The organism is Rhodothermales bacterium (genome assembly GCA_013002345.1).
Taxonomy (GTDB): Bacteria; Bacteroidota; Rhodothermia; order Rhodothermales; family JABDKH01; genus JABDKH01.
Window position 1 is genome coordinate 1 of the sequence record JABDKH010000086.1, and the last position, 13,478, is coordinate 13,478.

Genomic DNA, 13,478 nt, shown 5'->3' on the forward strand with positions numbered 1-13,478 from the left:
CCGATTCAAATCATCATAGGAAAGGTCATCCCGTACTTCTTTCTGTCGTTCGTCAACGTCATCACGATCCTGGTTCTGGCCCGTCTAGTATTCGGCGTTCCCGTCAAGGGAAGTATCCCGCTGCTTCTTCTGGAGTGCCTCCTGTTCATCCTCTGTGCGCTGTCGCTGGGGATCCTGATCTCCGCCCGAAGCTCATCGCAGCAAACCGCCACCATGATTTCGCTCGCCGGCCTGTTGCTTCCGACGGTCATCCTTTCGGGTTTCATTTTCCCGATCTCCAGCATGCCCGAACCCCTTCAATGGGTCACCCACATCGTGCCGGCGAAGTGGTTCCTGATCATCATCCGGGGCATCATGCTCAAGGGTGTTGGTATTGCCTACTTCTGGAAGGAGACGGTCATCCTCGGGGGAATGACCCTTTTGCTGATGATCGCAAGTATTCGCAGCTTCAAGGTTCGGTTGGAATAGTGTTCGAGTCCTTCTTCCAGATCTCAAGCAACATGTAACGTCGCGCCGCATGCGAACGCTGCTCTACATACTTCAGAAGGAGTTCCTGCAGATCTTCAGGAACCGCGCGATGCTGCCCATCATCTTCGTGATGCCCGTGATCCAGTTGATCATTCTGGGTAATGCGGCGACGTTTGAAGTCCGGCAGATCGAGGTGAGCGTCGTCGATATGGATCGGTCCGCTACCTCACGATTGCTTGTGAGCAAGATCGAGGCGTCCGGATATTTCAAGATCGTGGAGCAGCCAGGTAGCGAGCATTCGGCCGGCGAAGCACTGCTCAGTGGCGACGCGGACATGGTGATGCAGATCCCAAGACATTTCGAGCGGGATCTCCGCCGACTCGGTACTGTGGATCTCCAGATTATTCTTGATGCGCAGGACGGGGCGACTTCCGGCGTCGCATTCTCGTATGCATCGAACATCATCGAATCGTTCGACCGGCAAATTCTCGTAAAGCAGGTAGGGACACCGGTGACGTCTGTGCAGGGTCCGCGAATCGCGGTGGTACCTGCCAGTTGGTACAACCCGAATCTGAATTACGAGACGTACATGGTTCCGGGAATCCTGGTCGTGCTCGTAACGATGATCGGCGCCTTTCTTTCCGCGATGAATGTGGTGCGTGAAAAGGAGATTGGCACGATCGAGCAGCTCAACGTGACGCCGATCCGGAAGTACCAGTTCATCATTGGCAAGCTCCTTCCGTTCCTGGTGATTGCCCTTTTCGAGCTGGCTTTCGGACTGGTCATTGCCAGGCTGCTGTTCGACGTACCGATGCTCGGAAGCTTGCCGCTGATCTTCGCGCTCGCGACGGTCTACATGCTCGTCGTGCTCGGCATCGGATTGTGGATCTCGACGTTCACCGACACACAGCAGCAGGCTATGTTTCTCGCGTGGTTCTTCATGGTCGTGTTCATCCTGATGAGCGGACTGTTCACGCCGATCGAGAGCATGCCGCCCTGGGCTCAGGAGTTGACGCGGCTGAACCCTGTGGCGTATTTCATCAAGATCATGCGGCGGGTCTTGCTGAAGGGTGCCGGATTCGAGAGTGTGATCAACGAGTTCGTGGCACTCGTCGTCTACGCGTTCATCGTGCTGTCGCTGGCCGTGAGACAGTACAGGAAGGTGACGGCGTGAATCACTCGGTGCAGAGCTCGTAGCGCGCCTGACTCCAAGCGCATTCAGTCGGCTTATAGACGATGTCCATCAACCCTGCCCGAGTTACTCGACGACGCGGTGATGCGATGGGGCGGTGCCGATCCTGAGCGCGACAACCTACTTCGACGGAACCTGTCTCTTCACCTCATCCAACCATCCAATAACAAGCTGCGGTTGTCGCGGCGACGGTACGGCCGAAAGGGTAATCACGGCGCTACCGTCTGCCCTGGCGGTCCACTGATTCACACCCTCGAACGCCACGCGAGGTCTCGAGAAGGACCTTCCCCGGTCCTGTGTTTCCACCTCCATGACCGTCCCGTCAATCTGGTACAGCAGGCCGCCGCCCGACCTGATCCATACCGGGTTCGTCCCTCCGTCCCGCGACACCTTCACACGTCGACTCGTGCCTTCGATCAGAGCCACGTACACCTCATTGCGGCCCGACTCGTCCGATGTGTATGCGACGTGTCGCCCATCCGGCGAAATCGCCGCGTCATCCTCGAACGCCGATGAGCGAAGGAACGGTCGTGGACTCTCCGGTTCATCCATGGACACCAGCCAGAGATCGGAGCCCGTCTCCGGGTGAACCTCCTGATAGGCGACCAGGCTACCGTCTCTTGAAATCGACGTAGGATACTTGCTGTGCTCGTTCGTGACCAGCGAGACCGGACCCGAGTCGCCGAAACGCTGCACGTAGATGTCCGCTGTGCCACGTCGCTCGGAACTGAATACCATGCCTGATCCGTCGGGGAGCCAGGGCCCGCGATTCTCCCAGGATGGTGAGGACGCGAAGCGCTGGGCATCTCCGCTCTGCATATCGATCATTCGGATTTCAGCTTCGTCGAGACCTGACAGAACCTGCGCTGCCAGCAGAGAGCCGTCGGGCGACAGCCCGAGCCCGTTGAATCCTCTCCGCTCTGTCTGAATAACGCGCACGCCTCCAGCACGGTCGATCTCAATCAGGTCGCGATCCCATATCGTGCTTCCGGACAGAAAAACAAGCGAGCCTGACGCGGAAACGGCATAGTGCGAGGTGATCGTATCGAAGTCCGAGAGCACCCCGTCGACCATTACAACCGGATCACCGATTGTCAATCCTTCCTCATCGAACCCGGCGACCAGAAGAGACTTCTTTTGTACGAAGGCGATGTGTCCACTGGGCAGATACCTGGGCGCTATTGCTCCCTCGAACAGTACCGTGCGAGTCTTATCCTCCAGATCTATGACAATAATCTTGAAGCCGCTCCCGTATGACGCGCACAAAATGTGCGTCCCTCCCGGTAGCAGCTGCGGGTACGTGAATCCGACTTCACCTTTTTCGATGTCCGGGTCAACCAGCAGCTCCGGATCACCACCGGATGCGGGGACGCGATATACCCCATCCCCATAGCTGGGCACGTACACGATCTGGTCATCCTGTGACCATGAAAAACTCGGATACTCGCCCCCCCTCGGATCCACGTTCTGCGGGGCACCGCCACGAAGGCCAACCTTCTTGAGAAAGTTACCCGATTTGAAGACGATGCTGTTCCCGTCAGGGGAAAACACAGGCGCGTTGGCATTTTCCGTCCCGTCGATGGCAGTCGGCACGCCACCCTCGGCGAAGTTCTGCACAAAGAGTCGTATTCGTCCGTCCGATCGGCCCCTGAAGACCAGCCGTTCCCCGTCGGGCGAAAGCGCGACGGACGGTCCCTGGTTCGACGCAGCCACCGCGCCTCCCGCCTCCTCTGCAATGGCAAGCTGCAGATGAAGAACGGCCTGCTCCCTCTCCCCGGTGGACAGGAACCACGACGCCAACGCTCCGGCCAACAGGGCAAGAACAACGCCTGCGATGAGTGTCCAGAGTGGTACCGAGGATCGCTTGGCGTCTGCTTGCGCCGGGTGTGCACTCGTGTACGCTGCCGTTTTCATAGTCGACTGCGCGCCGAGATCAATACGGGCCAGGTCAACGATGACCTCGTCGCCGCTCTGATAGCGTTTTGTGCGATCCTTGCTAAGAAGCTTGTCGACGACCCACTCGAGCTCCATCGGAATACCGGAACGAAGGGCCGTAGGCGGCTCCGGATCCGAGTTCAGGATGCCGTAGACGATCGCCTGCTCGTAGTCGCCGGGGAATGGCACCCGACCTGTGATCATCTCATAGATGACACCGCCGAGCGACCATAGATCGGAGCGGTTGTCGACTTCCTCACCGCGTGCCTGCTCCGGACTCATGTAGGCGGCAGTACCGAGTGTCGAGCCCATCTGTGTCAGCTTCGTCGAGGCAGCGGTCTTCGCCAGACCGAAGTCGAGCACCTTCGCTTTGCCGTCGGACGTGAGCATGATGTTGCCGCTCTTCACGTCGCGATGAACGATGTCTTTTGCATGTGCGGCCTTCAGAGCCTCCGCCGATTGCGTGGCAATCGATATGACATCTTTGAGGGGAAGAGGCCCTCTGGCGATGCGATCCGTGAGCGTCTCGCCCTCGACGTATTCCATCGCGATGAGGGGGGTGCTTTTCGAGGCCCCGGAATCCGTCGGTATGCTAACTTCATCGATCTCGAACACCGTCGCAATGTTCGGATGATGCAGCGCCGCGGCAGCCCGCGCCTCACGATAGAAGCGAGCCCGGTCGTCTTCGGTGATGAGTGCGTGCGGCGGAAAGAACTTGAGTGCGACGGTCCGGTCGAGCCTGGTGTCCTCGGCTTTGTACACCACACCCATGCCACCGCGACCGATCTCGTCCGTGATTCTATAGTGGGATATGGTGGTGCCGATCATGCTCTCAGTGGAATGGATTGCGGAATCGTATCTAGAACTCCAGCAACCAGATGTCGCTGCTCACTTCCCGGGTCGTAAAGTACACGAAGTCATCATACACGGCGATGTGGAGGAAACCTGCCGGGGCGCCACCGCCGTCAACACGAAGTGTTGGCACTCCACCCGACGAGGGCACGGACCAGATGCCCCAGCGCGAGCCAGTCGCGCCCAGGAAGTACAATAGGCGGCCGTCTTCGGACCATGCCAGTCCATAGGCCGTCATCCCATCTGGAAGCGAGATCGATCGTGATTCTGCATCTGATGCTCGGGCTACGTAGATCCCATCAGCACCGGTCGTTGCTATTTCTTGACCGACTGGTGACCAGCGCGGGGCGCCGCGGAAGTCTTCCAAAACGACCGACGCGCCCCACCCTACCTCTGACCTACGCGTGATCCTGACTTCTCCCGAGTTCCCGTAAAAGTAAGCGATGGCCTCACCGTCTGATGACCAGGTCGGATACCGCTCATGCACCTCGGAGTCGATCACGGTAGTGACGGCCAGATCCTCTACTGAAACCGTATAGATCCCTCTCGATCCCGTCCGGAACGAGTGGAAGCTCAGTTCGCGACCATCCGGTGACCACTCGAACACGAAGTCGTCCGCTGGATCCTTCGTCACGCGGCGCACGTCACCACCCGAGAGCTCTCGAACGTAGATGTCCTGATTTCCGCCGACATTGGAGTCGTAGGCGAGCCGGCGGCCGTCGGGCGATATCGCGATCCCCTCGATCATCTGGACACCGGTCGTTACCGGTTCCGCATCTTCCGCCGACACGACACCCGAACCGGTCAACTCCGATCGGAATACATTCTGAGAAACCGCCAACTGCGATACGGCCAGCCTGGCGCCATCCGACGAAATATCGAGCGTGTGAGCGCGAAGGCCGACGGTGACTCGTGCCGGAGTGCCCTCTGCGTTTATGCCTTCAATCGCCTGCCAATAGACATCCGTACCTCCGCCACGATCCGACACAAAGAAGATGCCTGCTCCGTCGGGGGACCAGACCGGACTCAGGTTCACGTTCGAATCTGCCGTGACACGAGCAGATTCGCCGGTGTCCAGCGCCAGAATCCAGACGGATGAGGGCGCAATATTGCCCGACAGGTAGGCGGAATTTCCAGACACGAAGGCAATTCGGCTTCCATCCGGCGACCAGTCGGGCGAGTGCGGTACTCTTAACTCGAATGCGACAGTACTCCTGGTCTCAATGTCACGAATTACGAGCGCTGAGCCCTGGCTGTAGACAATGCGCTTGCCGTCCGGTGACCATGTGGGCGTCAACAGGCGCGCATCCTGTTCACGTACAATTGTCGTTACCGGCCCACCCAGGGGCGGAACCGAATACAGAACCCCACCGGACTCAAAAAGGATCGACGTCTGATCCGGAGACCACCGCGGATAGAACACTTGACCTGACAGCTCGTCACCGAGCCGCAACACGCGCCCACCTGCAAGCTGCCGTACATAGAGATGCCCTTCTTTCGCATCCACATAGGCAACCATCTGGCCGTCCGGGGAGAGTGCGGGGAAGATCTCTCCCTGCTCTCCCGTCGTGATCCGGGACAGATGCCTTACGTCAAATTGTGAGTCCGATTCGCCCCGGCCGAGCAAGCCGAACAGGACCCATGCCAGTACGAATCCCAGTGCGGCTGCGCCAGCGCCGATTAGCCATCTCCTGACGGCTGGCTCTGGTGCACCAGTTCGGAGAGTTTGCCTGGACGTCGTAGTGTGGACTCCGGACAGCGGCCCCGATATGCGACTCGTGGAAACTGTCAGGGACTCCAGATCTGCAATCAGTCCCGCCGCCGATTGATACCGATGTTTCGCGGGCTTCCGAAGACACTTCTCGACGATGGTCTCCAGTTCGATCGATACACCCGTGCGAAGAGCGGTCAGTGGTTCCGGATTCTGATTCAGGATGCCGTAGACGACGGCTTGCTCGTAATCACCGACGAAAGGCATTCGACCCGAAATCATCTCGTAGATCACAACTCCAAGTGACCATAGATCGGAGCGGTTGTCCACTTCCTCACCTCGCGCCTGTTCGGGACTCATATACGCGAACGTTCCGAGCGTCGAGCCCATCTGCGTGAGTTTGGTGGAGGCCGCAGTCTTGGCCAGACCGAAGTCGAGGATCTTCGCCACGCCGTCGGATGTCAGCATGATGTTTCCGCTCTTGATATCGCGGTGCACGATACCTTTCGCGTGAGCGGCCTTCAGTGCCTCCGCCGACTGCGTGGCAATCGAGATGACGTCCTTTAGTGGTAGCGGCCCTTTCGCCACACGCTCCGTCAGCGTTTCGCCCTCGATGTACTCCATCGCGATGAGGGGCGTGGTAGGCGCGCTGGATCCGGAGGAGATCCCCGCTTTCGTAGGGATGACATTGTCAGAACGTTCATTCGCGTCATCCCCGCGACGGCGGGGATCCATTTCCTCGCCTGTCGACCCAGGCGCAGACAGGGACACCTCATCGATCTCGAACACCGTCGCGATGTTCGGATGATGCAGCGCCGCGGCAGCCCGTGCCTCACGATAGAAGCGAGCCCGATCGTCTTCCGTAACCAGCGCGTGCGGCGGGAAGAACTTGAGCGCAACCGTGCGGTCGAGCCTCGTGTCCTCCGCCTTGTAGACGACACCCATGCCGCCACGACCAATCTCATCGGTGATCTTATAGTGCGATATGGTAGTGCCGATCATCGGATCCTTCCTGTGGGTGCGAGCCGCTCGAGCTCCTCAAACCAGTTCTCGACGACCTTGAGCTCGCCGACGGGGGCGTCTGACTCGTTGGACTCGACGACGAGGAATCTGGAACCATCCGGATGCACATCGTAACCCTGACCAGGCACATTCAAATAGTTTCCCTCGAAGAGTACTCGCGGTACGCCGGCCTCAAACCGAGGAGTTGATGTCACGTCGACCACATACCATGTGCGTCCCTTGCTGTAGTATAGCTCGTCTCCCGAAGGTGACCACACCGGTTCCTCGCCTCCGTCGGCCGAGACCTGCCACCGCACGTCTCCCCCTTCGATGGGTCCTACAAAGACCTCCGAATTTCCCTCGCCGATCAACGTATAGGCGATGAAGCGGCCATCCGGGGATATCGCCGGGCTCCACTCGCGATCCTCCGATTCCAGCCACTTTCGGGGAGTCCCCGACTTTCCGTCCTCAAAAGGGAGCAGCCACAGGTCATAGTCGCTGTAGTATGCCAACAGGCTGCCGTCGGGCGACCACGAGAACGCGTCTCCTGGCGAAGCGACATCGATCAACGGGGTAGCAGGCCCGCCGTTGACAGGCATGCTGACAACCTTGAAGGTACCGTCTTTTTCACCCGGCACCGGATGCAGTATAGATTCACCATCGATCGTCCAGACTGGAGTGCCACCATTCTCTGTGAATCGGGAGCGCGTTCTCCGAATCAAATCATAGATCCAGACCGCGACGGACGGTTGTCTGACGACGGCAGCAATCCGGTTCCCGTCCGGTGAGATTCGAAACGTTCCGAAGAGATCAGGTTCAAAACCAAGGTCCGTCGCGCGGCCGGCACGATCCACCCAGGTAAGCCGCCCTACGTCCGAGGCTCCTCCGGGCACGTAAACCAGGGTGCCGTTCGCGGAGACGGCATACTGGGCTCCGCCAGCCACAGACTCCGTGCGGACATTGTCCACCACCGGGACCGGTGAGCCAGTAACGCTCAGCGATGTGACATCGAACGGAACCGCCATCAAACGCCCGGGCAGAGAGTAGACAATATGACCCGATTCCACGTACCGCGGGTCCGTGCCCCGATCGATGATCGTGTTGCCTTCGAGCGTCTCAAGTGATACCGTCAGAACACTGCCTCGTCCCCGATCGGCGGCGAGAAGTGTCTTCCCGTCCGGAAGAAGGCTGGCTTGATTCCACCGTAGTCCCGATTTCTCGATGACTGGATCTCCTCCTCCAGCACTCACACCCCGAAGCATCGACCCCTGACTGATCACCATGATAATCTCATCGTCCTTCGTCCAGTAGGCACTGAATGGATCCGGCGCCGCCGAGACCAGAAGTGGTGAGCCGCCATCTATGGAGATCTTCTTCAACTGACCGTCCAAAAAGAATCCCACCCAGGCACCATCGGGTGAGAAGAACGGGTGATACGCGCGATCTGTCCCGTCCAGAATTCTAACCTCCTCGCCGTCCATCGACCTGACGGCCAATTTCGGGACGCCGTCAACGTCTGCTAAGTACACCAGCGTCTGTCCGTCCGGTGATAGTCGTAGCGCCGTCAGGCCTACTCCAAGGTTAGCAGCTCCCACGGGCGTGAGCGGAGCACTCGGTGGCAGGTTGAGACTCAACCTATGCACGGGCGCCGCTGTCCGAGAGACAGCCGGCGTTCCTGGAGGTCCTAGAAACTGAAAGACAAGTGCAGTCGCAAGAACACCCGCGATCAGTCCGCCAGCGGCCCAGTATATCTTCTTTGACGACTGTGCCCCGGCACCAGGCGATGCAGCCGGAATTGCACCGGTCCGCGAGCGAGTCACCGACATCAGATCTATGCGCTCGAGATCGACTTTGATCTCGGCCGCGTGCCCGTAACGCTTGCCCGGCTCCTTGTCGAGACACTTCTCGACAATCAGCTCGAGCTCCATCGGAACGCCCGTGCGCAGCGCCGTCAGCGGCTCGGGCGCTGCGTTCAGGATGCCGTACACGACGGCCTGCTCGTAGTCTCCCGGAAACGGCATACGACCGGTGACCATCTCGTACAGGATGACTCCGAGTGACCAGATGTCGCTGCGGCCGTCTACCTCCTCGCCGCGCGCCTGCTCCGGACTCATGTAGGCAGCGGTTCCCAGCGTGGAGCCCATCTGCGTGAGCCGCGTCGACGCCGTGGTCTTCGCGAGGCCGAAGTCGAGTATCTTCGCGACACCCTTCTTCGTGATCATCACGTTGCCGCACTTGATATCGCGATGGACGATGTCCTTCTCGTGAGCTGCGTTCAGTCCGTCCGCAATCTGGGATGCGATGGAGATCGCATCTTCAAGCGGAAGCGGTCCTTGTGACACGCTCTCGGCGAGTGTCTGTCCCTCGATATACTCCATCGCGATGAGGGGCGTAGTAGGAGACGAGGCGATGGGTTCTGGGGAGATCCCCGCTTTCGCAGGGATGATATTATCAGAACGTTCATTCGCGTCATCCCCGCGACGGCGGGGATCCATTTCCTCGCCTGTCGACCCTGGCACAGACAGCGACACCTCATCGATCTCAAATACCGTCGCAATGTTGGGATGATGCAGTGCGGCCGCCGCCCGTGCCTCCCGGTAAAACCGCGCCCGGTCATCTTCCGTGATGAGTGCCTGCGGCGGCAGAAATTTGAGCGCCACCGTACGGTCGAGCTTCGTATCCTCGGCCTTATACACCACACCCATACCGCCGCGTCCGATCTCGTCGGTGATTCGATAGTGCGATATGGTCGTTCCGATCACTTCTCCTCGAACTCCGAGTACCAGTTCTCGACGACGGTTATTGCCGTCGTGCTTTCGGCCCCCTCGAAGCCAACCACGATAAACTCGTCTCCACTCGGGCCAACACCGTAGTATCCGTTATGAAATCCGGACGTGAAGCTGTGACCAAACGGTGCTCCGTTGAACAGAACAGAGGCTTCGCCGATGACTGGTTGTTCACCGGAGGTATCCACAGGAACAGAAACAAGGTTTCCACTGGTGTCTACATAGAAGATTTCTCCTCCTTTCGGATTCCAGTGGGCAATTGTACCGCCCTCTCCAGACACGGGCCATTCCCTTCGACCGTCCGGAAAGCGGGTCAAATAGATTTCCCATCGACCCGTCCGATTCGCATGATAGGCCACAAATCGTCCATCCGGGGAAACGGCCGGCATCGCCTCGTCGAAGGGGGTCTTCACCAATGGTTGCGGCTCGCCTTTTGTAACTATTCTTCCATTCTCGACTTCAACCGGGACGTACACTATGTCGCGGTTCGTCTCCTGTTGGATTTCGTAATAGACCAGGTGCTTACGGTCCGGGGTCAGGTCGGGGCCAAACTCTGGAGTCGTGGTAGCAACCAGGTCGTAGGTACGCGTGGCGTCGTCCGTATCCACTGCCTCGATATCGCCGCGTCCGGATCCTCCAAGCCGCGTGTATATCAAAAGATTGGTCCCCGGAATCCATATGTCTGGATACTCGCCTCCGTCGCCAAACGTCAGGCGAACCCGTGCTTCTCTTCCCACAGAGTAAAGCCAGACATCACCGTTGTAGCCTACGGCTACGCGGCTGCCATCCTCAGAAAGCACCGGGTCGAAGGAACCGCCGTCCGCCGTTCCGATCGAAGCCACGGTGTTTCCGATACGGTCAACCAGCAATAGTTCGGTCTGCCGCGTGGATACCTGACTCGAGGGTATCGTCGGCGCACGCGAAATTCCGCTCGTGACACCCTGATACACGAGGGTTCCTGACTCAGAAATGCTCGGCCGTCCGGCGCCCGTCTCAATTCTGAGGGGTTGGACCACCGAACGATCCGACTCAGACAGCGATATAGCCCAAATGGCGCCACCTGTCGCATACACAATGTGTCCGGTGGGAGAATACGCGGGATAGACGGCGTCCCGACTTTCAACGGAGAGCAGCGAACGGGCAGAACCATCCGCAGAAATCGTCTCAAAATCTACCCGGGGTGCGTCATCGTCGGACGAGAGTTTCGACAGGATGAAGGAGCGGCCACCTTTCATTGGACCGATGTCGAGGTATGTGTAGACGCCCGGATCTTCAGATGACCTGAGAAAGGATCGCGGAGATCCACCCTGCTCGGGCACAGCAAAAACCTCGCTTGTCGCTCCACCAGTGACAACAAGAAAGTATATCGTCCCGTCGGCGGTCCAGACAGCGTTTAGAAACCCTCCAAAAGGAATCTCGCAGATCTCGACCGCCGCTCCGCCTGTAGCGTCAATTCGACTGAGTTTGCCACCGGCCACGAAGCCGATTTGATCACCGCCAGGCGACCAGAATGGATTCTCGACGCCGATCGAGTCAACGAGCCGCCGATGATTGAGATCAGACAATAGACGAAGCCAGAGTGCGCCACCTGCCGAGTATGCAACGCTTTCCCCGTCTGGAGAGACGGCGAAGCCCTCGAGAGCCTCAACGGGGATCTGATACTTGCGAAGTGGCGGATTATCCGGTGATTGAAGAATCCGTCCAGCAGCCAGTCCGGCCAGGAAGAGGACCAGCGCGACCGGTACCCAGAGCCATCGAAATCTGGAGCGCTCAGCGGGCGGACTCAAGGCTGTCGCCGCCACTCCTGTTTTCGACACCACACCCACGGAACTCACGCGGGAGGCCTCGACGTCGACCGACTCCAGGTCAACGACAAGATCAGCCGCATTCTGGTAACGCCGCGATCGGTCCTTTGCCAAGAGCTTCGTTACGATCCGCTCCAACTCCATCGGGACGCCGGTCCGAAGACCGGTGACGGGCTCGGGCTCGGCGTTGAGGATGCCGTACACGATCGCCTGCTCGTAATCGCCCGGAAATGCCAGGCGTCCTGTAATCATCTCGTAAAGGACGACGCCCAACGACCAGACGTCGGCGCGGTGGTCCACCTCCTCACCGCGCGCCTGCTCCGGGCTCATGTAGGCGGCGGTCCCGAGCGTGGATCCGAGTTGAGTGAGCCGGGTCGAGGCGGCCGTCATGGCTAGACCGAAGTCGAGGATCTTGGCGCGGCCGTCCTCGCGCAGCATCACGTTACCGCTCTTGATATCGCGGTGGACGATCCCCTTGGCGTGCGCCGCCTTTAGACCTTCTGCAATCTGTACGGCGATCGAAACGGCGTCACGGATCGGCAATGGACCCTGGGCGATGCGCTCAGCCAGCGTCTGTCCGTCGACAAACTCCATGGCAATGAACGGCTGGCTTTCAGCGCCGTCGTCAACCTGCCCCTCATCGATTCCGAAGATCGTCGCTATGTTCGGATGATGGAGTGAAGCCGCCGCCTTCGCCTCGCGATAGAACCGCGCCCGGTCGTCTTCGGATGCGAGCGCAGCGGCAGGCAGTACCTTCAGTGCGACAATCCGGTCAAGCTTCGTGTCCTCGGCCTTGTACACGATGCCCATGCCGCCCCGGCCCAGCTGGTCAACGATGCGGTAATGCGATATTCGCGTGCCGGGCTTCATCAGTCTGCCCACCGGACGAGTCCAACGGCATCCAGAATTTCGTCGTATCGAGGATCGTCTCTGATGCTGCCGAGCGTCATATCGGTCTCGAGGTACACCAACATGTCGGACCTCTCTTCCACTGCCATGCGGAAATTCTCAAATGCCGCATCCGTGTCACCCAGAGCTACATACACGGCTGCATAGTTGTATCGGGATACCCATCGATCCTTCGATATCTCGTCTAGTTTCTCCAAAACCTTTCGGGCCTGATCCGGTCGACCCTGAGCTACGTGCTGAAACGCCAGCAGCGGTACGATAATTGGTGCTTCGTCAATCTCGAGCGTGCGCCTCAGATAGTCGGCCCCCACTTCAGTGTCCCCCCGGACAAGGTGATATGTGCTTAAGACCCACAGAGCATACAACGCCCGAGGCTCGAGCTCGACCGTCTGCTGCAGCTGGTCCACCCCTTCCTGTTCACGACCAGCCAGAAGGAGATACGAGCCCAGGACACCTCGAATCTGCACCGACAGTGGGTCAAGTTCCATGGCCATCCGCAGCTCCGCGATCGACTCATCGAGACGTCCACGACTCGCGAGCAGCTCTCCATACCACTGGTGACCCGAGGCATAATTCGGATTTGCAGAGAGGGCCCGCTTATAGCTCTGCTCTGCCGCGTCCCAGTCCCAATCGTACGACCATTGTACCGCCGCAAGCCCGGCGTATGCCTCTGCCAGGCTGTCGTCGATTTCGAGAGCACGTCGGGCCGCTTCACGAGCAAGTGGCTGTACTTCGGTAGGAGGCCGCAAACCATAGAGGCTCATCAGACTGTAGGTGTTGGCCAGACCGGCGTAGCCCAGCGCATATTCCGGATCCAC

At 59.1% G+C, this 13,478-nt stretch carries 7 protein-coding genes; 2 read left to right on the forward strand and 5 right to left on the reverse strand.

The annotated features are described in order from the left end of the window. On the forward strand, nucleotides 1-468 hold a 468-nt coding region (locus HKN37_04390; protein NNE45881.1), incomplete at its 5' end, for an ABC transporter permease. Between the two features lie 49 nt (nucleotides 469-517). Next, nucleotides 518-1,642: an ABC transporter permease gene (locus HKN37_04395; GenBank protein ID NNE45882.1), complete on the forward strand. Its 1,125-nt coding sequence runs from the start codon at nucleotides 518-520 to the stop codon at nucleotides 1,640-1,642. Between the two features lie 138 nt (nucleotides 1,643-1,780). Here HKN37_04395 and HKN37_04400 read toward each other — a convergent pair whose 3' ends face one another. The 5 genes from HKN37_04400 to HKN37_04420 all read right to left on the reverse strand — a co-directional run. Continuing rightward, nucleotides 1,781-4,423, reverse strand: a complete 2,643-nt coding sequence (locus HKN37_04400) for a serine/threonine-protein kinase (protein ID NNE45883.1) — start codon at nucleotides 4,421-4,423, stop codon at nucleotides 1,781-1,783. A 31-nt stretch (nucleotides 4,424-4,454) separates the two neighbouring features. After that, nucleotides 4,455-7,160: a protein kinase gene (locus HKN37_04405; protein NNE45884.1), complete on the reverse strand. Its 2,706-nt coding sequence runs from the start codon at nucleotides 7,158-7,160 to the stop codon at nucleotides 4,455-4,457. Then, on the reverse strand, nucleotides 7,157-9,922 hold the full coding sequence (locus tag HKN37_04410) for a serine/threonine-protein kinase (GenBank protein NNE45885.1): 2,766 nt from the start codon (nucleotides 9,920-9,922) through the stop codon (nucleotides 7,157-7,159). The genes HKN37_04405 and HKN37_04410 overlap by 4 nt, the downstream gene beginning before the upstream one ends. Then, nucleotides 9,919-12,621: a serine/threonine-protein kinase gene (locus HKN37_04415; GenBank protein NNE45886.1), complete on the reverse strand. Its 2,703-nt coding sequence runs from the start codon at nucleotides 12,619-12,621 to the stop codon at nucleotides 9,919-9,921. Before HKN37_04415 ends, HKN37_04410 begins: the two co-directional genes overlap by 4 nt. Further along, nucleotides 12,621-13,478, reverse strand: an 858-nt coding sequence (locus HKN37_04420) for a tetratricopeptide repeat protein (protein ID NNE45887.1), incomplete at its 5' end; no start/stop codon positions are given. The genes HKN37_04415 and HKN37_04420, both read right to left, overlap by 1 nt.

Bases quoted from the DNA above. Each gene is read 5' to 3' on its own strand.
- HKN37_04415 (NNE45886.1), bottom strand. From the start codon at position 12,621: ATGAAGCCCGGCACGCGAATATCGCATTACCGCATCGTTGACCAGCTG.
- HKN37_04395 (NNE45882.1), top strand. From the start codon at position 518: ATGCGAACGCTGCTCTACATACTTCAGAAGGAGTTCCTGCAGATCTTC.
- HKN37_04400 (NNE45883.1), bottom strand. From the start codon at position 4,423: ATGATCGGCACCACCATATCCCACTATAGAATCACGGACGAGATCGGT.
- HKN37_04405 (NNE45884.1), bottom strand. From the start codon at position 7,160: ATGATCGGCACTACCATATCGCACTATAAGATCACCGATGAGATTGGT.